Raw genomic sequence first — 21,267 nt, 5'->3', positions numbered from 1 at the left:
GGGCGGTGCGCCAGTGTATCGGAGTGCCGACCTGACGCCCGCCCATGCGTTCACGCCTCAGTGGTAGTAATTGCTGATGCGGTTGGTGAAGGTGGTATCGGCGAAGTCCGGCCAGTGGTCCTTGTCGAACCCCGGCGCATCCTTCAGCCGTTCCTTGGGCACGTCGAGCACCAGGCAATGGTTGGCGGTATCCAGCCGCATGGAGTTCCACGGCACCGCGAACAGCTTGTCGCCCATGCCGAGCCAGCCGCCGAAGGAAAGCACGGCGTACTGGATGGTGCCGCTGGCGGTGTCGATCATGAGGTCCTTGATCTCGCCCAGGTCCTCGCCCGAAGCGTTGCGCACGTTCTCGCCACTGAGCGTGCTGGAGGCGAGCACCGGGCCGTTGCCCATGCCGGCGCGGTTGGCGTTGGGGGCGTTGTAGCCGGTCGATTGGATGGTCATGGCGAATCTCCTTGCGGCAGTGGAGGGAGCGTCGTCGTTGCGACGTTTTCCAGCCTGCCTCATGCACCGTGACGTCCGGGGCAAATGGCCGTAAACATCGTCTCAGGCAGGCTTTTCGACGCGGTCGACGCGCGCCTGCAGTGCCATGGCGGCCGCAGGATTGCGCGCCTTGGCGCTGCTGATGAAGAAGATGAACACTTCGCGCGCCGCGTCGTCCGGCTGCAGCGCGCTGGCGTGTGGCAGCTCGGCCAGGTCCTTGCCCTGCGCCCAGGCGCGCGCGCGCTCGGCCCAGGCGTCCAGTGCGGCGGGCGGATAGCCATGCGGTTCGTCGGCGGCGCTGCGCATCAGCCGCGCGTAGACAAAAGACCCGGTGAGGTCGGCGAAGGACGGATATTGCTCGGCGTCGGTGAAGACGGTGGGCACGCCGTGCGCGCGTGCGAGCGCGACGTAGCGCTCGCTGGCGAAGCTCTGGTGGCGCACTTCCAGCACGTGGCGCAGCGGCTGGCCATTGAGCTCGCGCGGCAGCGCATCGAGGAAGCCCGCGATGTCGTCCGGATCGAACGGGCGCGAGGGGCCCAGTTGCCAGTTGATCGGCCCGAGCCGGTCGCCGAGCGCCTCCAGCCCGCCGTACACGAAGGCCTCGATGCCCTTGCCGGCCTCTGCCAGGCGCTTGCTCTCCACCACGTAGCGCGGCGCCTTCAACGCGAACACGAAACCGGCCGGCGTCTCGGCGGCCCACTTGGCATAGGTGGTCGGCTTCTGCGCGCCATAGAAGGTGCCGTTGACCTCGATCGCGCGCAGCTGGCGGCTGGCGTATTCCAGCTCGCGCCGCTGCACCAGCCCGGCAGGATAGAAATTGTTGCGCCAGGGCGCGAAGGTCCAGCCGCCGATGCCGGCGCGGATGGGGGAGGGCGAATGCTTGCTGGACATGGCCGGCTCCGCGCAAAGAACGGATCTTGGCACGCCGGCGCCCGCCGGCGCGTGAGCGTTACTTGCGGCACGTGCCGGGCGGCGGTGGGCTGGCCTATCTGTGTGCTTCCCCCGGAGTCGAGGATCCCTGATGCGCGTGATCGCCCGCATGACCGTCGCCCTGCTGGCCCTGGGTGTCGCCGCTTTTTCCGCCGAGGCCACGCCTGCCGCGCAGCCGACGATCTTCGCGCCGGGGGTCATCTCCGGCCCCGCGGCGGAGGATTCGGCGGCGTTCACGCCTGACGGCCGCACGGTGTTCTTCGACCGCATCCGCTGGCCGAACGCGGCCATCCTCGTTTCGCACCGGACGGCCAGCGGCTGGTCCGTCCCCACGGTCGCGCCGTTCTCCGGCCGCTGGCTGGACCACGACCCGGCGATGGCGCCGGATGGGTCGTTCCTGGTGTTCACCTCCAACCGTCCGGACCGGCCCGGCGGCAAGCCGCTGGATGCCGTGTTCGCCGGCGGCAAGGTGGCGCCCGGTTCCGGCGGGCACCTGTGGCGGGTGGACCGCAAGGGCGAGGGATGGGGCGAGCCGGTGCGCCTGCCCGACGCGGTCAACGCCAGCACGCGCACCTATGCGCCCAGTGTGGCGGCCGACGGCAGCGTGTATTTCCAGCGGCCTGGCGCAGACGACGATTTCCGGCTGTTCCGCTCGCAATACCGCGATGGCCGTTACCAGGCGCCGGTGGAGGTGTCGCTGGGCGATGCCTCCGCGCACGAGCTCGACCCCGCGGTGGCGCCGGACGAGTCCTTCATCGTGTTCGACGCCAACTACGCCGGCAAGGACCGGCCCGACCGCCTGTACATCGCCTTCCGCGAGGGCGGGCACTGGGGCGCGCCGATCGACTTGGGCGACGAAGTGAACAAGGGCGGCCCATGGGGATCGCACCTGGGTCCGGACCATCGCACGCTGTATTTCTCCAGCACCCGCGCGGTGCCGGTGCACTACCCGCGCACCGCGGCGCAGGAGCGGCAGGACCTGGCGCGCATGGCGTCCTGGGACAACGGCCTGGAGAACCTGTGGTCGATCCCGCTGGCGCCGTGGCTGGACGCGCACGCGCACCATGGCGGTTGAAGCGGATAGGTTGAGGGGGATGGATGGACGGCTGGCGCCGAGCCCGCTTTGCCGCGATAGTGGCGCGTCCCCTTGAGCGGAGCCTTGCGATGACCCGACCCGTCTTCTCCACGCGCCTGGCCGTGGCCTGTGCCCTGTTGTTCGCCACGACCGGCGTGCTGGCGCAGGCGCCGGCGCGGCGGCCGCTGCCGCCGCCGGTCTCCACCGGCGACACCGCGCGCCCGATGCTGCCCTCGCAGCTGGCCGACTTCGGCGCCTACGTCGACAGCGCGCGCAAGACCTTCGACGTGCCGGGCATCGCGGTGGCCATCGTCAAGGACGGCCAGGTGGTGATGGAGCAGGGCTTCGGCCTGCGCGAGCTGGGCAAGGCCGACAAGGTCGATGCGCGCACGCTGTTCGCGATCGCGTCCAACACCAAGGCCTTCACCGCCGCCGCGCTCGAGCAGCTGGCCGAGCAGGGCAAGCTCAACATGGACGACCGCGTCGTCGACCATCTGCCGTGGTTCCGCATGTCCGACGCGTACGTGACTCACGAGATGCGCATCCGCGACCTGCTGGCGCACCGCAGCGGCCTGTCGCTGGGCGCCGGCGACCTCTTGTACTGGCCACCGACCAGCTATACCACCAAGGAAGTGGTCGAGCGGCTGGCCAAGGTGCCGATCAAGAACGGCTTCCGCAGCGGCTACGCCTACGACAACATCCTGTTCGCGGTGGCCACGCTGGTGATCGAGCAGGCCTCCGGCCAGAGCTATGCCGACTACGTGCGCGAGCACATCTTCAAGCCGGTCGGCATGGACGAGTCGCTGATCGACAAGACGTATCTCAAGCCCGGCATGGACGTCGCCACCGGCCACGCCAAGGCCGATTTCAAGGACCTGAAGCCGGTGCCGCCAATGGCCTGGCTCAACGACCCGGGCGCGGGCGGCATCTACTCCAGCGTGCACGACCTGGCCAAGTGGATGAACGTGCAGCTGGCCGGCGGCGTGCTGGCGACCGCCGGTGGGGACGGCAAGCCGCAGCGGCTCTTCTCCGAGCAGAGCCAGCACGAGATGTGGTCGGTGCTCACGCCGATCAAAATCGGCAAGCCGCCGATCCCCGAACTGGCGCCGCTGACGCCGCAGTTCTCCGGCTACGGCGAGAGCTGGTTCCTGTCCGACTACCAGGGCCGGAAGCTGGTCTGGCACACCGGCGGCTGGCCGGGCATGGTCTCGCGCCTGACCCTGGTGCCGCAGCTCAAGCTCGGCGTGGTGGTGCTGACCAATGCCGAGTCGGGCGCCGCCTTCAACGCCATCACCTATCGGGTGCTCGACGCCTACCTCAACCCCGACAAGCAGACCGACTGGGTCGCCGTCTACGACAAGGCGGTGAAGAAGGCCCAGGCCAAGGCCGACGACAGCTTCGCCAAGCACGAGGCTGCCCGGGCCAGGGACAGCAAGCCCTCGCTGCCGCTGGCCGGCTACGTGGGCACCTACCGCGATCCGTGGTATGGCGACATCGCCATCAGCCAGGAAGGCGGCAAGCTGCGCCTGCGCTTCAGCCATACGCCGCAGCTGGTCGGCACGATGAGCCCGTGGCAGCACGACAGCTTCACCGTGCGCTGGGACGACCGCACGCTCAACGCCGATGCCTTCATCACCTTCGCGCTGGACCAGGACGGCCACATCCGCGAGGCCCGGATGGAACCGATCTCGCCGATGACCGACTTCAGCTTCGACTTCCAGGACCTGCGCCTGGCGCCGGTGGAGAAGGGCGCCAGAGGCTCGGACGACTGACCATCACGGGGCCGGGCGACCGGCCCCTTCGCTTGTAAGGAGCGCTTGCCATGTTGAACCCCGTCCGCGGCGCGCTGGCGCTGCTCTTCACCGGGCTGCTGGCCACCGGCGCCTGCGCGCGCGAAGCGGCACCGGTCGCGCACCAGTTCTTCCAGGTCAGCCTGCCGGCCTCGGCGGCCAAGCCGGCGGCCGGCCGGTTGCTGCTGTTCGCCACCGAGGCGAAGGCCGCCAGGGCGGCGGCCAGGGACGGCAAGGTCACCGAGGTGGAGGCCAGCCCGTTCGCGCCGGAGCAGACCGCGGTCGCCGCGCGCGAGGTCGAGCGCCTGGCGCCCGGCGGCGGGGTGCTGCTGGACGCCGACGCTCAGGCCTTTCCTTCGGCGTTCTCGAAGCTGCCGCCGGGCGATTACCTCGTGCAGGCCGTGCTCGATACCCAGCACGACTACAACTACCACGGGCGCAACGGCGGCGACCTGGTCAGCCCGGTGGTGGAAGTGCACCTGCCCAGCACCGCCGCACCCACGCTGGCCCTCACCCAGACCCTGTCCACGACGGCGCTGTGGGATCTGCCCGAGCGCTACCTGAGTGAGACGACCAGGAAGCACCTGGCGCAGGCGCGCGAGCAGGTGCGTCCGATCGATGTCGTCAGCCCCGCGCTCAGCGCCTTCTGGGGCCGGCCGATCCACATGCGCGGCTGGGTGGTGCTGCCGCCCGGCTACGACGCGTCCGCCGGTGCCACGTATCCGACCGTCTACCAGACGCACGGCTTCGGCGGCGACCTGCACACCCAGGCCGGCACCGCGGCGATGGTGTTCGGCGCCATGGCCGAGAAACAGCTGCCGCCGATGATCTGGGTCGTGCTGGACGAATCGGGCCCCACCGGCACGCACGAATTCGCCGACTCGGTGAACAACGGCCCGTGGGGCCAGGCGCTCACCACCGAGCTGATCCCGTCGCTGGAAGGCGAGTACCGCATGGACGCGCGGCCCTCGGGCCGCTTCCTCACCGGGCACTCCTCCGGCGGCTGGGCCACGCTGTGGCTGCAGACGCGCTATCCGAAGGTGTTCGGCGGCACCTGGTCGACCTCGCCCGACCCGAGCGACTTCCACGATTTCACCGGCGTCGACCTCTATGCTCCGCACGCCAACGTCTACCACCGCGCCGACGGCACGCCGTACCCGCTGGTGCGCGACAAGGGCAAGGTGATCGCCAGCTTCGAGACCTTCGCCCGGATGGAGCGCGTGCTCGGCCCCTACGGCGGCCAGATGGCCTCGTTCGACTGGGTGTTCTCGCCGCGCGGCAAGGACGGCCGCCCGTTGCCGATGTTCGACCGCGACACCGGCGACGTCGACCCGGCGGTGGTCGCCTACTGGAGCGAGCACTACGACATCGCCCGCCGCCTCAAGGAACACTGGCCCGAGCTCAAGCCCGACCTGGAGGGCAAGATCCATCTGGTGGTCGGCACCGCCGACACGTTCTACCTGGACGGCGCCGCGCACAAGCTCAAGGCGGTGCTCGACGGACTGGGCGCGAAGTCCGACTTCCGCTTCCTGCCCGGCCGCACGCACATGGACCTGTACGTGCAGGGCAAGGATCGCCAGGGCCTGCTCAAGCAGATGGCGTGGGAGATGTACGCGCTGGCCCGGCCGGAATCGAAGCTGCGCCGCGTGGCGGCGCGCTGAGCCCGCCGGCGCCCGCTGGCCGCCTCGGCGATTTCGGCGAGGCGGCTCAGCCCGTCCAGGGATCGTAGCTGCCGAACCACCACAGGTGGCCTTCCGGGTCGCGGCAGGCGTAACCGGCGCCGCCGTAATCCTTCTCGGCGTAGTCCTCCACGATCTGCGCGCCGGCCGCCGTGGCCCGCTCGTAGTGGGCGCGGCAGTCGCGCACGATCACGCAGACGCACTGGGTTTCGCGCCCGCCCACGGCGTCGGGCTGGGCCAGGAAGCTTCCGAACCCGTCCTCGCGCACGCTGCCCAGCATCACCATGCCGCCGCCATAGGTGAGCTGGGCATGCGCCACGGCGCCCTGCGCGTCCTCATAGACCGCCTGCTTCTCGAAGCCGAAGGCGCGGCAAAGCCACTCGATCATAGTGTGGGCGTCGCGGTAGCGCAGGCAGGGAACGATGCTGCTGGGACCCCGGTTCATGGCGCTCTCCTCCGGTGCGTCAAGGCGGACCTGCGGCGGCGTGTCCTTTGAGTTCAGCCGGTCTCGCCCGTGTCGGGCAAGCGGTATACGCGCATGTCCTGCGGGCGGGTGAGCGGCAGCCGTTCATTGCGCAGGCGCTCCAGGATCGACAGCAGCAGGTCGCTGCGCACGCCACCGACCTCGCGCGGGCTGTGCACGTAGCCGGTGCCGACGAAATGGACGCCCTGCGTGTCGATCCGTTCGATCTGCACGTTCGGCGCCGGTGTCTCCAGCATGGCGGTGTGGTCGAGGAAGGCCTCCAGGATGATCTCGCGGGCGCGCTTGGCGTCGGTGTCCAGCGGCATCGGCAGCTTGACCTGCACGCGGCCCTGCGCGTTGGCCAGGGTCACGTTGCGTACGTTCTGCGTGATCAGGTGCGAGTTGGGCACGATCACGGTGGAGCGGTCCCACAGCTGGATCTCGGTGGCGCGCACGTTGATGCGGCGGATGTCGCCCTCCACGTCGGAAAGGCTGACCCAGTCGCCCACCTTGACCGGCCGTTCGGCCAGCAGGATCAGGCCGGAGATGAAGTTCTGCACGATCGCCTGCAGGCCGAAGCCGATGCCCACCGACAGGGCGCTGGCGATCCAGGCGATGCTCTGCAGGCTCACGTTGAGCGCGGCCAGCGCCAGCGCGAAGGCGCCCACGCCGCCGACGTAGCCGAGCAGGGTGACCACCGAGTTCTGCATGCCCGGCTCGAGCGTGGTCTTGGGCAGCAATTGCTCGCCCAGCCAGTGCTTGACCACGCGCACGGCGACCAGGCCCAGCACGAACACCACCAGCGCCTCGAACACCGTGCCCGGATGGATGTGCAGCTCGCCGAGGCTGAGGTTGCCGAACAACTGGCCGATGCGTTCGGTGAGATCCTGTGGATTGGTGCCGAACGGCGCCAGCAGGGCACCGAACGCCGGCAGCAGGATCAGCACGCGGCTGATTCCCGAGAGCACCGTCGCCGATTGTTCCAGCATGCGCGGCGCCAGGCCGAAGGTGGATTGCAGCCGGCGCCCGCTGCGTCCGTCCGGCAGGAGCAGGGCCATGATGAGGTCGTGCACCAGGTGCATCAGCAGATAGACGCCGCAGACGAGCACGCCGATCCACAGCATCCGCGTGGCGATGTAGAAGGCCAGCGCGATGTAGCCGAGCGCGATGGCGAGCAGGCTCAGGGCCACGCCGAGCACGGCGCCCCCGACCAGCAGGCCCACCCACAGCGGCCGCTGCACCGGCGTGTGGCCGCCGGCCAGCAGTGCGCGCCGCGCCTGGCCCAGGCGCAGCAGCGCGGCGCCGATCAGGCCGCTGATGACCAGCGCGACCAGGCCGCGCGTGGCGACCGTGGCAGGCAGACTCGCCCCGATGGCGCTGTTGATCCGCTCGATCAGGCCCAGCAGCAGCGCCGCCGCCGCGAGCAGCCAGGGGAACGGGCGCAGCCGCGCCGCCGCCGCATCGGACAGCGCCGGCAACCGCCACGAGGGACGCGCCGCCGAGAGCAGCGCGCGCCCGACGCCGCTGACGAAGGCGCAGAAACACACCAGCCGCACCAGCGCATGGGCCAGCTCGTCCAGCTCCGGATCGAGCGTGTCGCCCCAGTCCAGCCCCACGCGCACCAGTTGCGCGGCCAGCCCGAACACGAGCATCGTAGCGAGGGCGGTGGCCGCCGCCATGGCGCTGCGGCGCAGATGGCTGTCCGGCATGAAGCGCACGGCGAGCGCGAGCAACACGCGCTCCAGCAAGCCGCGAGCGGCGACCAGCAGCAGCGCCGCGCCCAGGCAGAGCAGCAGCGGCAGGCGGCCGGGCGGCCGCCAGGCATCGGCCCATGCCGCGGCCAGGCGGGTCTCCAGGCGCCTCAGGCGCGCCAGGTCGTCCGGGAAGGCGCGTGCCGGGTCGGCCCAGAACGCGCTGCTCAGCGGCGTGGCCGTGCGCGAGGCGAGCTGGGCCTGGAACTGGTCGCGGCGCACGCCGGCCACCTGCGCCGCCAGCTGCGCACCATCCTCGCTCAGCAGTTGAGCCTGCTTGATCTGTGCGTCGAGGCTGGCCTTGGCCTTGTCCAGCTGCTTCCGTTGCGCGGCGACCTCCGCCGCTTCGGGCGGTGCGCCCTTGGCCGGCGCAGGACCGAGCACCGCAAGCCGCGCATTCAGGCTGTCCATCTGCGGGGCTAGCGTGGCGGCGAGCTGGTCGGCCTGGTCCTGCACGGCCAGGGCGCTCGTGCGCAGGTCCGCCAGCGCGTGGTCGTCCGGTTTGGCGCCGAGCGTCTTTTTGATCGTGTCGAGCTGGTCGCGCAGCTGATCGAGCGTTTGCCCCGGCGAGGGCGCGGAGGCGGCGGAGGCGGGGGAGGCGTCCTGGGCATGCAGCGCGCAAGCGCCAAACAGCATCAGGCAGAGCAGGAGGCATCGCAGGATAGGCATCCGGGCATGATCGGGTGGCTGCCGCGGGCGGTCAATCGCCACCGCAGCCTCGTTGCCCGCCCTTTCACGTTGCGTTGCCCAGCATCGCAACGTCCCCCGGAGAGAACTATCCCATGGTCGCAAAAGCCAGCCCCGTGCCTGCCGGCTCGTCCGCGCCAGGGCGCACGCAGACGTCCGACCGCATCCACCGCGCCGCCGCCGCACGCACGCGGCCGGCAGGTGATGCGCGCTGCGGCACGCTCGCGACCATGCGGGCCTCGGCCCGCCGGAGCGATGCCGCACGCGCCGCCGAGGCCAGGCCGCGCAAGGCCAAGCGCGCCAAGCGCGCGCGCAGTCTCGGCGGCCGCCTGGCGGCGGCCATCCGCATGGCTCGCCTGCGTGCCCACCGTGCGGCCGAAGAACACCACGGCGCGAAGCCATAAGCCTCGGTCGCACCCGGCGCCCGTGCCTTCCGGCGGTGTACGCGCCGCCGTCCAGGCACTAGAGTGCGCTGCGCGGCCGGCAGGCCGCTTCCCCTGGACCGCACAACTCCCCGATGAACGCCCGCGCCGAACCGCTTGCCGCCGCCGCATCCCCGGCGGCTCCGCCGAGCACGGCCTTTGCCGTGCTCGGCGCCATCAGCTTCGCCCATCTGCTCAACGACATGATCCAGTCGTTGATCCTGGCGATCTATCCGATCCTGAAGAGCGGCTTCGACCTGAGCTTCGGCCAGGTCGGCCTGATCACGCTCACCTATCAGCTCACCGCCTCGCTGCTGCAACCGCTGGTAGGCGTGGCGACCGACAAGCGGCCGATGCCGTATTCGCTGCCGACGGGCATGGGTTTCACTCTGTGCGGCCTGCTGCTGCTCGCGATGGCGCCGAACTTCCCGCTGCTGCTGGTGGCCGCGGCGCTGGTCGGCACCGGCTCCTCGGTGTTCCACCCGGAATCCTCGCGGGTGGCGCGGATGGCCTCCGGCGGGCGGCACGGGCTGGCGCAGTCGCTGTTCCAGGTGGGCGGCAACACCGGCGCCTCGCTGGGGCCGCTGCTGGCGGCGTGGATCATCGTGCCGCACGGGCGCGGCAGCGTGGCCTGGTTCTCGCTGGCGGCGCTGCTGGCGATCGCGGTGCTGCTCAATGTCAGCCGCTGGTACCGCGCGCACCACGCGAGCCGCGGTACGGCGCGCCGCCACCATGCGGCGGTGGCGCTCTCGCGCAACCGCGTGCTGCTGTCGCTGCTGGTGCTGGGCCTGCTGATCTTCTCCAAGTACTTCTACCTGGCGAGCCTCTCCAGCTACTACACCTTTTACCTGATCCACCATTTCGGCGTGTCGGTGCAGAACGCCCAGGCGCACCTGTTCGTGTTCCTGTTCGCGGTGGCGGTCGGCTCGCTGATCGGCGGCCCGGTGGGCGACCGGATCGGGCGCAAGTCGGTGATCTGGATCTCGATCCTCGGCGTGGCGCCGTTCTCGCTGCTGCTGCCGCACGCGGACCTGTTCTGGACCGGCGTGCTGAGCGTAGTGATCGGCCTGATCCTCTCCTCGGCCTTCTCGGCGATCCTGGTCTATGCGCAGGAACTGCTGCCGGGGCGCGTGGGCATGGTGTCGGGGCTGTTCTTCGGCTTCGCCTTCGGCATGGGCGGCATCGGCGCGGCGGTGCTGGGGCAACTGGCCGACGCGCACGGCATCGAATACGTCTACCGGCTGTGCGCGTTCCTGCCGCTGATGGGATTGATCACGGTGTTCCTGCCGGAACTGGACCGGCCGCGCAAACCCTGAGCCCCGCGCCTCAAGAGCGCCCCGATCCGCCGGTCGGCACCTTCCCCCGTGGAACGGGGGAAGGCCCGGTAGGCGGATGCTCGGGGCCTTGCCTCAGACCACCACCGGCTCCGGCTCCAGCCGCACGCCGAACTTCGCCTCCACGCCCGCGATCACCCGTTGCGCCAGCGCCCACAGCTCACTGCCGCTGGCATGGCCGTGGTTGACCAGCACCAGCGCGTGGCGGTTGGAGATGCCGGCATCGCCTTCGCGATGACCCTTGAAGCCCGACGCCTCGATCAGCCAGGCGGCCGAGAGCTTCCAGCGGCCGTCGCTGCCCGGCCAGGCGACCAGTTCCGGGTGCTGGCGCTTGAGCGATTCACCCAGCGCCGCCTCGACGATCGGATTCTTGAAGAAGCTGCCGGCATTGCCGATCACCGCCGGGTCGGGCAGCTTGCGGGTGCGCAGGTGCACCACGGCCTCGGCCACGTGGAACGGGGCGGGCCTGTCCACGCCCATCCGCGCCAGTTCCTCGGCGATGCCGGCGTAGCCGGTGCGCAGTTCGCGCTGGCGGGGCAGGGCGAAGCGCACCGCGGTGACGATGTAGCGGCCCGGCTCGCGCTTGAACAGCGAATGGCGGTAGGCGAAGGCGCAGGCGGCGTTGCCCAGCGAAACCACCCGGCGTTCGTGGAGATCCCAGGCTTCCACGCTCTCGATGAACTCGGCGACCTCGGTGCCGTAGGCGCCGATGTTCTGGATCGGCGCGGCGCCGACCGTGCCGGGGATCAGGATCAGGTTCTCCAGTCCGGCGTAGCCCTGGCCCAGCGTCCAGCGCACGAAATCGTCCCAGCGCTCGCCCGCGGCCACCGCGATGCGGGCGAGTTCGCCATTCTGCTCGACCTGCACGCCGCGGGTGGCCATCGCCACCACGGTGCCGTCGAAGTCGCCAGTGAGCAACAGGTTGCTGCCTTCGCCCAGCACCAGCAGCGGACGATCGCGCACGGCGGGGAAGTCGAGCAGCTCGGGCAGCTTGGAGGCATCGCGCACCTCGGCCAGCAGCCGGGCGCGGGCGGCCACGCGCAGCGTGTTGCGCGCGCCCAGCGGCGCGTTCTCGATCAGCGTGTAGCCGCCCATGTCGACCCGCTCAACCACCACGGGCCGCCCCGCGCTGGCGGCGGATTTCCTCGACGCATTCGCCGATGAGGTGCGGGCCGCGGTAGATCATCCCCGAATAGATCTGCACCAGGTCGGCACCGGCGTCGAGTTTCTCGGCCGCGTCGCTGCCCTCGAGGATGCCGCCGACGCCGATGATCGGCGTCGCCCTGCCCAGCCGCGCGCGCATGCCGCGCAACACCTCGGTGGAGCGTGCGAACAGCGGCTTGCCCGAGAGGCCGCCGACCTCGCTCCCCTGCGGATCGGCGGCCACCGCCGCGTGGTCGATCGTCGTGTTGGTGCAGATCAGGCCGTCGATGCCGCTGCTGCGCAGCACGTCGGCGATGCCGTCGAGCTCCGCCTCGGACAGGTCAGGCGCGATCTTCAGCAGCATCGGCTTGCGCGCGCCGGCCTGCGATCCCAGCCGTTCCTGCGCCTCGCGCAGCGTTTCGATGAAGCGGCGCAGCGTCTCCTCTTCCTGCAGGTCGCGCAGGCCCTGGGTATTGGGCGAGGAGATGTTCACCGTGACGTAGCTGGCCTGCGCGTAGACGCGCTCAAGGCAGAACAGGTAATCGTCCACCGCGCGCTCGTTGGGCGTGTCCTTGTTCTTGCCGATGTTGATGCCGAGCACGCCGCGGTAGCTGGACGCGGCCACGTTGCGCACCAGCGCGTCGACGCCCTCGTTGTTGAAACCCAGCCGGTTGATGATCGCCTCGTGCGCCGGCAGGCGGAACATGCGCGGCTTCGGGTTGCCCGGCTGCGGGCGCGGCGTGACCGTGCCGACCTCGACGAAACCGAAGCCGAGCGCGCCCAGCTCGTCCAGGTGCGCCGCGTTCTTGTCCAGCCCGGCGGCGAGGCCGACCGGGTTGGGGAAGCGGATGCCGAACGCCTCGACCGGTAAATCCGCCGGCGGCTGTGCGACGAAGCGGCCCAGGTTGCTGCGATGGGCCACGCCCAGCGCGTACAGGGTGAGCCGGTGCGCCGTCTCGGCGTCGAGCGCGAACAGCAGCGGGCGGACGTAGTCGTACATGGTTTATCCATTGAGGCCCTGGCCGCCGTCGACGCACAGCGTCTGGCCGGTGATCCAGGCGGCGTAGGGTGAGGCGAGGAACAGCGCCGCGTGCGCGATCTCCTCCGGCGCGCCGAAGCGGCCGAACGGGATCTTCATCAGCGTGGCTTCGTAGAGCGCCGGCTCCTCGCGGCGGCGACGGTCCCACAGGCCGCCGGGGAATTCGACGGAACCGGGCGCGATGGCGTTGACGCGGATGCCCTGCGTGGCCAGGGCCAGCGCCTGCGAGGTCGTGTAGTGGCTGAGCGCCGCCTTCACCGCGGCATACGGCGCGCCGTGGCGGCGTGGATGGAAGGCGGCGATCGAACTGGTATGCAGGATGCACGCGTGCGGCGAGGAAGCCAGATGTGGCAGCGCCTCGCGCGAGGCGCGCACGGCCGCCATCAGGTCGACCTCGAAGCCAGCCAGCCAGCCGGCATCGTCGTCGCCGAAACCGTAGCCGCTGGCGTTGTTCACCAGCACGTCGATGCCGCCCAGCGCCTGCGCGGCCTCGGCGACGTAGCGGGCGATGGCCGGGGCGTCAGCCAGATCGCAGGCAGCCGCATGCGCGATCTGGCCCCAGGCGGCCAGCTCCTGCCGCGTGGCCTCCAGCGCCTGCGCGCCACGTGCGCAGATCGACACCGCCGCGCCGGCCTGCGCGAAGGCCAGCGCGATCGCACGCCCGATGCCCTTGCTGCCGCCGGCGACGACGACGCGGTAGCCGTAGAGGTCGAAGACCGCGCCGCTTGCCATGTCAGTGGAAGAGGGAGGAACCGAAGCCGATCGACAGACCCAGCAGGACGGCGGCGATGGCGAACAGCAACACGACCATCCCGAAGGCCAGCTGCACGTAGCCGAGCACGAGGCCCGCGATCGCCAGCCCGTCGCCTTCCTGCTGGCCCTGCGCGCGGCGGATCTCGCCGCGCGCGAGGTGGCCGCAGACGATCGCCACGATGGCGCCCACCACCGGCAGCATGCACCAGGCGGCGATGCCGAAGACCAGGCTCACCACGGCCATGGCGCTGGTGGTGCGATAGGCGGGAGGCGGTACGTTCATCACGGCGGTCCTTGGCTGTTGTTCCGGCTTGCCAGAACGGGTTCCCCCCCGGAGCATCCTGAAGCCCTCGGGGCGTCATTCCCGCGAAAGCGGGAATCCATTGTGCTCCGAAACCAAAAGACGAAGGGATTCCCGCTTTCGCGGGAATGAGGTCCTGTGTCGATGGAGCTTTCCGGGCGAGCGAATAAGTACGAGGAGCCGGCCCTTTCCCCGGCTGTGCCGGGGGAGGGCGAGCCTTGTTTACACCGTGAACTTGATGCCCTGCGCCAGCGGCAGCGCGTCGGAGTAGTTGATGGTGTTGGTCTGGCGGCGCATGTAGACCTTCCATGCGTCCGAACCCGACTCGCGGCCGCCGCCGGTTTCCTTCTCGCCACCGAAGGCGCCGCCGATCTCCGCACCGGAGGTGCCGATGTTGACGTTGGCGATGCCGCAGTCCGAACCGGCCGCCGACAGGAACTGCTCGGCCGCGCGCAGGTTGTTGGTGAAGATCGAGGAGGACAGGCCCTGCGGCACGTCGTTCTGCATCTCGATGGCTTCGTCCAGGGTCTTGAACGGCATCACGTAGAGGATCGGCGCGAAAGTCTCGGTCTGCACCACCTCGTCGGTGTTCTTCACGCCGGTGATGATGGTCGGCAGCACGAAGTTGCCCTTGCGGTCGGTCAGCGCCGCGCCGCCGGTGCGCACGGTGCCGCCGGCGGCCTTGGCCTTCTCGATGGCGGCCAGATAGCCCTGCACCGCCTCGGGGCTGTTGAGCGGGCCCATCAGCGTGGTGGCCAGGGTCGGATCGCCGATCTTGCCCTCGACCTGCTTGTACGCGCCGATCAGGGTATCGAGCACATTGTCGAAGATCGACTCGTGCACGAACAGGCGGCGGGTGGTGGTGCAGCGCTGGCCGGCGGTGCCGACGGCGCCGAACACGATGCCCGGGATGGCGAGCTTGAGGTCCGCGGTTTCGTCCAGGATGATCGCGTTGTTGCCGCCCAGCTCCAGCAGCGAGCGGCCCATGCGGTGGGCGACGCGCTCGCCGACCATGCGGCCGACCCTGGTCGAACCGGTGAAGCTGATCAGCGGGATGCGCTTGTCGTCCACGAACGCCTGCGAGAGCTCGGTGCCGGCGTCGTTGAACAGGAAGAAGATGTCCGGGAAGCCGCCGGCCTTCAGCGCTTCGTTGCAGATGCGCATGGTCGCCACCGCCGACAGCGGGGTCTTGGGCGAAGGTTTCCAGATGCAGATGTCGCCGCAGATCGCGGCCAGGAAGGCGTTCCAGCTCCACACCGCGACGGGGAAGTTGAACGCGCTGATGATGCCGACCAGGCCCAGCGGCTGGTACTGCTCGTACATGCGGTGGCCGGGACGCTCCGAATGCATCGTGTAGCCGTGCAGCATGCGGCTCTGACCCACCGCGAAGTCGGCGATGTCGATCATTTCCTGCACTTCGCCGTCGCCCTCGGGCTTGATCTTGCCCATCTCCAGGGCGACCAGGCTGCCCAGCGCGTCCTTGTGCTTGCGCAGCGCCTCGCCGCACAGGCGCACGGCTTCGCCGCGCTTGGGCGCCGGCGTGGTGCGCCAGACCTTGAAGGCCTCCTGCGCACGCTTGACGATGGTCTCGTAGTCGGCCTTGCTCGAGGCATGCACGCTGCCAAGCACGTCGCCCGTTGCAGGATTCAGCGGCTTGATCGTGCCGGCGTCGGTGGTCGTGGACCATTCGCCGTTGCCGAGGTAGGTGCCGGACTGCGACTCGCCAAGGCCGAGCGCCTTGAGGATTTCGTGGGACATGCATGACTCCTTGGGGACCGGCGCCGGAGGCGCCCGACTATTTGCGAAACGCACATTCTAGCAGGGGCGCTCGGACTGGCCCGGCCGGGCGGTTCGAGGCAAGGGCCATCGGAGCGCGATCCATCGGGGAATCGCACCAGCGCCCGCATCCATGCCAAAATCCGCGGGTTGCCCCCGTAGCTCAGTTGGATAGAGCGGCCCCCTCCTAAGGGGCAGGTCGGACGTTCGAATCGTCTCGGGGGCACCATAAAAAAGGCCGGCAATGCCGGCCTTTTTCTTTGCGCAACACCGCGCCTTTAGGTCGTCATGTCCTCGAGCTCGATGCCCTTGGTCTCGCGTACTGCATAGATCACGAACAGCAGCGAGATCAGCGCGAACGCCGCATACAGGCCGTAGGCAAAGCTCAGCCCCATCTCCGCCAGGGTCGGGAAGCTGTAGCTGATCAGGAAGTTGGCGATCCATTGCGCCGCCGCCGCGACGGCGAGCGCCACCGCGCGGATGCGGTTGGGGAACATCTCGCCCAGCAGCACCCACACCACCGGGCCCCAGCTGACGCCGAAGAACACCACGTAGGCGTTGGCCGCGACCAGCGCGACCATGTTCCATGGCGCCGGCAGGCTGAGCGCCGCGCCGCTGCCGGTGGCCTGCGAGAAACACCAGGCCATCAGCGCCAGCGTGACGGTCATGCCGGCCGAACCGATCGCCAGCAGCGGCTTGCGCCCGATCTTGTCGACCAAGCCGATCGCCACTAGCGTCACCAGCACGTTGACGATCGAGGTCACCACGGTGATGGAGAAGGAATCCGCCTCGCTGAAGCCGACCGAATGCCACAGCGCGGAGGAGTAATAGAAGATCACGTTGATGCCTACGAACTGCTGGAACACCGACAGCAGGATGCCGATCCAGACCACCGGCAGCAGTCCCAGGCGCGGGCCGCGCAGGTCGCGCAGGGTCGGGCGGTATTCGGACTTGAGGCTGCGCTCGATCTCGCCGAGCTTGAAGTCCAGCGCCGCGTCGCTGCGCATCGCCAGCACCTCGCGCAACACCACGCGCGCCTCGGCCAGCCGGCCCTTGGCGACCAGGTGGCGGGGCGATTCGGGGACGCCGAGCACCAGGCCGCCGTAGACCAGCGCCGGGACCACCGCCACCAGGAACATCCAGCGCCACGCCGCCAACCCGAACCAGAGCGGCTGCGAAGCGCCGCCAGCCGTGCTGGCGAGCCAGGCGTCGCTCATCAGTGCGGCGAAAATGCCCAGCACGATGGCCAGCTGCTGCATCGAGCCCAGCCGCCCGCGCACCTGGGCCGGCGAGACTTCGGCGATGTAGGTCGGCGCGATCACCGAAGCCATGCCCACGCCGGTGCCGCCGATCACCCGCCAAAGGATCAGGTGCCCCATGCCCGAGGCCAGCCCCGATCCGATGGCGCTGACCGCCAGCAGCAGGGCGGCCACCTGCATCGAGCGCACGCGGCCCAGGCGGTCGGCCAGTGGGCCTGCATACCAGGCGCCCAGCGCCGAACCGAGCAGCGCGCAGGACACCGTGATGCCGATCTGCCCGGCGTTCAATGCGAAACCGCCACGGACGGCCTCGACGGCGCCGTTGATGACGGCCGTGTCGAAACCGAACAGGAAGCCGCCCAGCGCCGCTGCGGCGGCGATCAGGACGATCCTCGCGGTCGCCCGCTGTTCGTGTGCCAGGTCGACTGGCATCTCCCGCGTACTCATCCGTTCTTCCCCCTAGGCCCCAGAAGTCATGCGAGTCTGCGCCGTGGTCGCGCGTGCCGTCCGCCTGAATACGTATGCAAGACGCCGGGCACGCGGCGGCCGGCCGATGGTAATGTTGTCCGAGCCGGTAGTACCAGAGGTTTGCAACGCGTGAGCAAGGCCAAAGCGACGTCGATCGACATCGCCCACCTGGCTGGGGTGTCCCAGGCGACGGTGTCGCGCGCGCTGCGCGGCAGCCCGCTGGTCAGCGAGGAGACCCGCGAGCGCATCCGGGCCGCCGCCGAACAGTTGCGCTACAAGGTCGACAAGAACGCATCCAACCTGCGCCTGCAGCATTCGGGCACGCTGGCGCTGCTCCTGTTCGAGGACCCGACCACCGACGGCTCCAACATCAACCCGTTCTTCCTTTCGATGCTGGGTTCGATCACGCGGGCCTGCGCGCAGCAGGGCTACGACCTGCTGATCTCCTTCCAGCAATTCTCCACCGACTGGCACGCCGACTACGCCGACAGCAAGAAGGCCGACGGCATCATCCTGCTCGGCTACGGCGACTACCTCGCCTACCTCGACCGGCTGGAGAAGCTGGTGGCGATCGGCACGCGCTTCGTGCGCTGGGGCGCGGTGCTGCCGGACCAGCCGGGCGTGTCGGTCGGCTGCGACAATTTCAGTGGCGGGCAGGCGGTGGCGCGGCACTTCATCGAGCAGGGCTGCCGGCGGATCGCCTTCCTGGGCGACGCCTCCAGCCACTATCCGGAGTTCTTCGAGCGCTACCGCGGCTATGCCGAAGCGCTGGCGCAGGCCGGGCTGCCCGTTGACCGGGCGCTGCAGGTCGACGCCGAGAGCACGCAGTTGTGCGGGCACGAAGCCATGTCGGAACTGATCGCCCGCGGCGAGGCGTTCGACGCGGTATTCGCCGCCAGCGACCTGATCGCCATGGGCGCCATGCGCGCGCTGGCCGAGCACGGCTACAAGGTGCCGGGCGACATACCGGTGGCCGGCTTCGACGACATCCCGATGGCGAGCTTCGCCAACCCGCCGCTGACCACCGTGCTGCAGGACACCCGCCGCGCCGGCGAAGTGCTGGTGGACAACCTGCTGCGCATGATCCGCGGCGAGCCGGCGCAGAGCATGATGCTGCCGGTCAAGCTGATGGTGCGGCAGTCCAGCGTGCGGCCCGCATAGCGCTGCCCCTGGGAGCGCGGGCAGGGGCGAGGGACGGAAGCCCGCGGAAGCTACGGGCGGGCAGTCGCCGGAAACGCCCAGCGCAGAAACACCGGCAGCATCTTCGCCCACGAGGCCTGCTGGTGGCGTCCGCCAGGCAGCAGGAATACGGTCACGTCCGCATCCGCACCCGAGGTCGAATAGCCGAGCTGGCGCAGGCCGCGCCGCTGCACGCCGCTGCCGCGGTAGCCATCGACCAGGTCGTGGAGGTCGTCGATCACGTCGATGACGCCGTCGTGGTCGCGATCGTTGGTCTCTTCGGCCGTTCCCGCGGCGAACCAGAACTGCAGACCGTCGCGCTTGGGACCACGGTCGACCATCGCCTGCGCCAGCCGGCTGCGCTGCACCGCGGCCGCGTTGCTGCGATCGCCCGCCAGCCAGAACGACGGCGACATGGCGCCGACCTTGCCGAACACCTCCGGGTACTGCCAGCCCAGGTTGAAGGCGTTGAGCGCGCCCAGCGACCAGCCCATCACGGCGCGCTGGCGGGCATCGGCGCGGGTGCGGTAGTGCGCGTCGACGTAAGGCACCAGCGAAGTGGCCACCCAGGACGAATAGTCCGCCGCCCTCAGGCCGATCGGCCCGATCACCGAGCCGCCGACCACGCTCTGCCCGCGTCGGCGATCGGAGAGCCCGTAGCCGCTGGCGCGGTCGTGCAGCATGTCGATGGCGACGACGATGATCGGCTCGATCGCGTGCTCGCCATAAAGTTGCGCGAGCGTCGCCTGGAGTCCCACGGCCGCCATGTCCTGGCCGTCGTTGGCGTACAGCACGGGATAGCGTGCGTTCGAGCGAGCGTAGTCCGGCGGCAGGTACACGCTGACGTGGATGCGCTCCGGCGCGAAGGCCGGGGCGGACAGTTGCAGTTCCTGCACCGCCGCGCGCGATGGGAAGGGCACGAGCGCAAGCAGGGCGGGCAAGGCGAGCAGGAGCGCCAGCCGGCGCGTGCGGGCGACCAGCCGCTTCAGGCGCCGTGGAATGGGCGCCCCTTGGAGGCGATGGAGAAGCTCAGTCATCCGGGTGGCCCTTGTCGCGCATCAGCCGTGCGAGCTCCGCCACCAGGTCGCCACGGGTGGCCGGCGCATCGAGCAGGTAGACCGCCACGTCGTGCGGGCCCACGCTGGCCGCGAGCTCACCGCCCTCGGCCACCTCGATCGCCTCGCCGTCCAGCGCCGCCAGCCAACGGCCCGGCTGCAGGTAGTTGGTCACGTGGAACGATGCGGTCTTGTCGCCCTTGTTGAGCAGCACCAGCGCGATCTGGTGTGCGCTGTCCTTCTGGTAGACGCGGTAGAACGCCGCCTGGTCGCCCGCCATGCGCTCCACCAGCATCAGCCCGCGCTGCAGCGCCGGCGTCCGGGCGCGCAGGTTGGCGACGCGCTTGAGCTGGCGATAGATCGGGCTCTTGCCCGCCGCGTCGATGCGCGCCTGGCCGTAGTAGTTGCGGTTGCCCTCGTGCTCGGCGCGGCCGCGTTCGAAGCCGGTCTCCGAGCCGTAGTAGATCGCCGGGATGCCACGCGCGGTGAACAGCCAGTTGTCGGCGTCGATGAAGCCGGCATCGCTGGCGTCCAGGCGCGCCATGTCGTGGTTGTCGTAGAAGGTCACCAGCTCGTAAGGGTTGGCATACGGTCCGTTCGTGAGATACAGCTTCGACCGCAGCAGTCCGTAGTCGCTGCCCGGGTGCTCGAACACCGCCTTGATCGCCTGCTGCTGCGGGAAGTCGAGCAGGCTGATGCCGCCGCTCGATGCCCAGGTGTACTTGCCGATGTCGTCCGGGCTGTAATCGAACGCCTCGCCGTACATGAAGAAGCCCGGGTGTCTGGTTCGGATGCGTGCGGAGAACTGGCGCCAGAACTCCGTCGACATGTGGTTGAGGGTGTCGATGCGGAAGGCGTCCGCGCCCTGGCCGATCCATTGGAGGTAGGCGCCGGTGAAGTAGTCCAGCACCGCCGGGTTGAACTCGTCGTTGTTGGACAGCTGCGCCAGGTCCTCGTAGGCGTGGTAGAAGCGGTGCAGCGGGTTGTGGCGCGGGTCCAGCCGCCAGGGCGGCAGGTTCTGCTCGTCGGCGACGAGCTTGCCCTGAGCGTCGAAGATCTGCCCGAACTGCGGCTGACGCACCGGCATAGTGAAGGCGGGCGAGCCGTGGTTGAGCACGATGTCCTGCACCACCTTCAGGCCCGCCTCGTGCATCCCCGCGGTGAACTGCGCGTAGTCCAGGTCCTTGCTCGGCAGGTGTTCGTCGACCTTGTAGAAGTTGACGCCCCAGTAGCCGTGAAAGCCGGTCTTGCCGCGGTCGGTGAACTTCGAGCCCCAATGCACCGGGTCGCCGCCGGTGAAGGCTTCGTCCGGGTTGTCCACGATCGGCGTGATCCACACCGCGCCGAAGCCCATGCCGCGGATGTAGCCGGCGTTCTCCAGCACGCCCTTGAAGTCGCCGCCCAGGTAGCCGATGTTCGCGCTCTCGCCTTTGGGCGCGCCCGGCACGGGGATGTCGAAGGTGCGATGGGCGCCGCCCTGGTCGCGATGGTCGTTGGACGGATCGCCGTTGACGAAGCGGTCGGTCAGCACGAAGTAGATCGCGTTGGAGGCGAACGGCGTCTCGGTGCCGTAGAACTCGGGCGGGCGCGTATCCGCGCGGGCGGCGCCGAGGGTGAGGGCCAAGGCCAGGCAGGCAGTGACTGTCTTTGGCTTCATGCTGGGTCCTTGGAGTGAAGCGG

General features: G+C 69.6%; 18 protein-coding genes and 1 tRNA gene. 7 read left to right on the top strand and 12 right to left on the bottom strand.

The window, feature by feature from the left end; genetic code table 11:
- Nucleotides 1-57: 57 nt before the first annotated feature.
- Together VGU03_RS11325 and VGU03_RS11320 are read right to left on the bottom strand one after the other, a co-directional pair.
- Nucleotides 58-444, bottom strand: coding sequence for a PRC-barrel domain-containing protein (locus VGU03_RS11325; protein WP_327480588.1), 387 nt, complete (start codon nt 442-444; stop codon nt 58-60).
- A gap of 102 nt (nt 445-546) precedes the next feature.
- The gene (locus VGU03_RS11320) at nt 547-1,374 is read right to left on the bottom strand and encodes a DUF72 domain-containing protein (RefSeq protein ID WP_327480586.1); all 828 of its coding nucleotides are present in this window, start codon (nt 1,372-1,374) and stop codon (nt 547-549) included.
- Nucleotides 1,375-1,504: 130 nt separating this feature from the next.
- On the opposite strand from VGU03_RS11320, the gene VGU03_RS11315 reads away from it, so the two are divergent.
- The 3 genes from VGU03_RS11315 to VGU03_RS11305 all read left to right on the top strand — a co-directional run bounded on the left by VGU03_RS11315 (nt 1,505) and on the right by VGU03_RS11305 (nt 5,939).
- On the top strand, nt 1,505-2,488 hold the full coding sequence (locus VGU03_RS11315; protein ID WP_327480584.1) for a hypothetical protein: 984 nt from the start codon (nt 1,505-1,507) through the stop codon (nt 2,486-2,488).
- Nucleotides 2,489-2,577: 89 nt separating this feature from the next.
- Nucleotides 2,578-4,260 carry a serine hydrolase gene (locus VGU03_RS11310; RefSeq protein WP_327480582.1) on the top strand — a complete coding sequence of 561 codons (1,683 nt, stop codon included), beginning with the start codon at nt 2,578-2,580 and terminating at the stop codon, nt 4,258-4,260.
- A gap of 50 nt (nt 4,261-4,310) precedes the next feature.
- Nucleotides 4,311-5,939 carry an alpha/beta hydrolase gene (locus VGU03_RS11305; RefSeq protein WP_327480580.1) on the top strand — a complete coding sequence of 543 codons (1,629 nt, stop codon included), beginning with the start codon at nt 4,311-4,313 and terminating at the stop codon, nt 5,937-5,939.
- Nucleotides 5,940-5,985: 46 nt separating this feature from the next.
- On the opposite strand, the gene VGU03_RS11300 is transcribed toward VGU03_RS11305, so the two are convergent.
- Nucleotides 5,986-6,402: a VOC family protein gene (locus tag VGU03_RS11300; RefSeq protein WP_327480578.1), complete on the bottom strand. Its 417-nt coding sequence runs from the start codon at nt 6,400-6,402 to the stop codon at nt 5,986-5,988.
- Nucleotides 6,403-6,455: 53 nt separating this feature from the next.
- Nucleotides 6,456-8,840 carry a DUF3772 domain-containing protein gene (locus VGU03_RS11295; protein WP_327480576.1) on the bottom strand — a complete coding sequence of 795 codons (2,385 nt, stop codon included), beginning with the start codon at nt 8,838-8,840 and terminating at the stop codon, nt 6,456-6,458.
- Nucleotides 8,841-8,953: 113 nt separating this feature from the next.
- Here VGU03_RS11295 and VGU03_RS11290 point away from each other — a divergent pair, with 113 nt between their 5' ends.
- A complete protein-coding gene (locus VGU03_RS11290) occupies nt 8,954-9,262 on the top strand; it encodes a hypothetical protein (protein WP_327480574.1) in 309 nt (102 codons plus the stop codon).
- 113 nt (nt 9,263-9,375) lie between these two features.
- Entirely contained in the window at nt 9,376-10,596 is a 1,221-nt protein-coding gene (locus tag VGU03_RS11285; RefSeq protein WP_327480572.1) for an MFS transporter, read from the top strand.
- A gap of 93 nt (nt 10,597-10,689) precedes the next feature.
- On the opposite strand, the gene murB is transcribed toward VGU03_RS11285, so the two are convergent.
- From murB to VGU03_RS11260, 5 genes are all read right to left on the bottom strand, one after another.
- Nucleotides 10,690-11,709 carry a UDP-N-acetylmuramate dehydrogenase gene (gene murB, locus VGU03_RS11280; protein ID WP_327480982.1) on the bottom strand — a complete coding sequence of 340 codons (1,020 nt, stop codon included), beginning with the start codon at nt 11,707-11,709 and terminating at the stop codon, nt 10,690-10,692.
- Between the two features lie 10 nt (nt 11,710-11,719).
- Nucleotides 11,720-12,757, bottom strand: a complete 1,038-nt coding sequence (locus tag VGU03_RS11275) for a quinone-dependent dihydroorotate dehydrogenase (RefSeq protein WP_327480570.1) — start codon at nt 12,755-12,757, stop codon at nt 11,720-11,722.
- Nucleotides 12,758-12,760: 3 nt separating this feature from the next.
- On the bottom strand, nt 12,761-13,528 hold the full coding sequence (locus tag VGU03_RS11270; RefSeq protein WP_327480569.1) for an SDR family NAD(P)-dependent oxidoreductase: 768 nt from the start codon (nt 13,526-13,528) through the stop codon (nt 12,761-12,763).
- Nucleotide 13,529: 1 nt separating this feature from the next.
- Entirely contained in the window at nt 13,530-13,832 is a 303-nt protein-coding gene (locus VGU03_RS11265; RefSeq protein WP_327480566.1) for a DUF4190 domain-containing protein, read from the bottom strand.
- A gap of 240 nt (nt 13,833-14,072) precedes the next feature.
- Nucleotides 14,073-15,608: an aldehyde dehydrogenase family protein gene (locus VGU03_RS11260; protein WP_327480565.1), complete on the bottom strand. Its 1,536-nt coding sequence runs from the start codon at nt 15,606-15,608 to the stop codon at nt 14,073-14,075.
- Nucleotides 15,609-15,778: 170 nt separating this feature from the next.
- On the opposite strand from VGU03_RS11260, the gene VGU03_RS11255 reads away from it, so the two are divergent.
- Nucleotides 15,779-15,855, top strand: a tRNA-Arg gene (locus VGU03_RS11255).
- Between the two features lie 49 nt (nt 15,856-15,904).
- On the opposite strand, the gene VGU03_RS11250 is transcribed toward VGU03_RS11255, so the two are convergent.
- Complete coding sequence (locus VGU03_RS11250; RefSeq protein WP_327480563.1) at nt 15,905-17,332, bottom strand: sugar porter family MFS transporter; 1,428 nt, start codon at nt 17,330-17,332, stop codon at nt 15,905-15,907.
- 150 nt (nt 17,333-17,482) lie between these two features.
- Here VGU03_RS11250 and VGU03_RS11245 point away from each other — a divergent pair, with 150 nt between their 5' ends.
- On the top strand, nt 17,483-18,514 hold the full coding sequence (locus tag VGU03_RS11245; RefSeq protein ID WP_327480561.1) for a LacI family DNA-binding transcriptional regulator: 1,032 nt from the start codon (nt 17,483-17,485) through the stop codon (nt 18,512-18,514).
- 50 nt (nt 18,515-18,564) lie between these two features.
- Here VGU03_RS11245 and VGU03_RS11240 read toward each other — a convergent pair whose 3' ends face one another.
- Nucleotides 18,565-19,569, bottom strand: a complete 1,005-nt coding sequence (locus VGU03_RS11240; protein ID WP_327480559.1) for an alpha/beta hydrolase — start codon at nt 19,567-19,569, stop codon at nt 18,565-18,567.
- Nucleotides 19,562-21,244, bottom strand: a complete 1,683-nt coding sequence (locus tag VGU03_RS11235) for an alpha-amylase family glycosyl hydrolase (protein WP_327480557.1) — start codon at nt 21,242-21,244, stop codon at nt 19,562-19,564. The genes VGU03_RS11240 and VGU03_RS11235 overlap by 8 nt, the downstream gene beginning before the upstream one ends.
- Nucleotides 21,245-21,267 lie beyond the last annotated feature (23 nt).

Source organism: Frateuria sp. (assembly GCF_035944355.1).
Taxonomy (GTDB): Bacteria; Pseudomonadota; Gammaproteobacteria; order Xanthomonadales; family Rhodanobacteraceae; genus Frateuria_A.
Note: the sequence above shows the minus strand (reverse complement) of the source record. Positions and strands in the feature narration are given on the sequence as shown.

Excerpts from the sequence above, each read along its gene's own strand:
- VGU03_RS11320 (WP_327480586.1), bottom strand. The coding sequence starts at position 1,374 with ATGTCCAGCAAGCATTCGCCCTCCCCCATCCGCGCCGGCATCGGCGGC.
- VGU03_RS11305 (WP_327480580.1), top strand. The coding sequence starts at position 4,311 with ATGTTGAACCCCGTCCGCGGCGCGCTGGCGCTGCTCTTCACCGGGCTG.
- VGU03_RS11300 (WP_327480578.1), bottom strand. The coding sequence starts at position 6,402 with ATGAACCGGGGTCCCAGCAGCATCGTTCCCTGCCTGCGCTACCGCGAC.
- VGU03_RS11260 (WP_327480565.1), bottom strand. The coding sequence starts at position 15,608 with ATGTCCCACGAAATCCTCAAGGCGCTCGGCCTTGGCGAGTCGCAGTCC.
- VGU03_RS11310 (WP_327480582.1), top strand. The coding sequence starts at position 2,578 with ATGACCCGACCCGTCTTCTCCACGCGCCTGGCCGTGGCCTGTGCCCTG.
- VGU03_RS11250 (WP_327480563.1), bottom strand. The coding sequence starts at position 17,332 with ATGAGTACGCGGGAGATGCCAGTCGACCTGGCACACGAACAGCGGGCG.
- VGU03_RS11295 (WP_327480576.1), bottom strand. The coding sequence starts at position 8,840 with ATGCCTATCCTGCGATGCCTCCTGCTCTGCCTGATGCTGTTTGGCGCT.
- murB (WP_327480982.1), bottom strand. The coding sequence starts at position 11,709 with ATGGGCGGCTACACGCTGATCGAGAACGCGCCGCTGGGCGCGCGCAAC.
- VGU03_RS11265 (WP_327480566.1), bottom strand. The coding sequence starts at position 13,832 with ATGAACGTACCGCCTCCCGCCTATCGCACCACCAGCGCCATGGCCGTG.
- VGU03_RS11290 (WP_327480574.1), top strand. The coding sequence starts at position 8,954 with ATGGTCGCAAAAGCCAGCCCCGTGCCTGCCGGCTCGTCCGCGCCAGGG.
- VGU03_RS11275 (WP_327480570.1), bottom strand. The coding sequence starts at position 12,757 with ATGTACGACTACGTCCGCCCGCTGCTGTTCGCGCTCGACGCCGAGACG.
- VGU03_RS11270 (WP_327480569.1), bottom strand. The coding sequence starts at position 13,528 with ATGGCAAGCGGCGCGGTCTTCGACCTCTACGGCTACCGCGTCGTCGTC.
- VGU03_RS11315 (WP_327480584.1), top strand. The coding sequence starts at position 1,505 with ATGCGCGTGATCGCCCGCATGACCGTCGCCCTGCTGGCCCTGGGTGTC.
- VGU03_RS11240 (WP_327480559.1), bottom strand. The coding sequence starts at position 19,569 with ATGACTGAGCTTCTCCATCGCCTCCAAGGGGCGCCCATTCCACGGCGC.
- VGU03_RS11325 (WP_327480588.1), bottom strand. The coding sequence starts at position 444 with ATGACCATCCAATCGACCGGCTACAACGCCCCCAACGCCAACCGCGCC.
- VGU03_RS11235 (WP_327480557.1), bottom strand. The coding sequence starts at position 21,244 with ATGAAGCCAAAGACAGTCACTGCCTGCCTGGCCTTGGCCCTCACCCTC.
- VGU03_RS11285 (WP_327480572.1), top strand. The coding sequence starts at position 9,376 with ATGAACGCCCGCGCCGAACCGCTTGCCGCCGCCGCATCCCCGGCGGCT.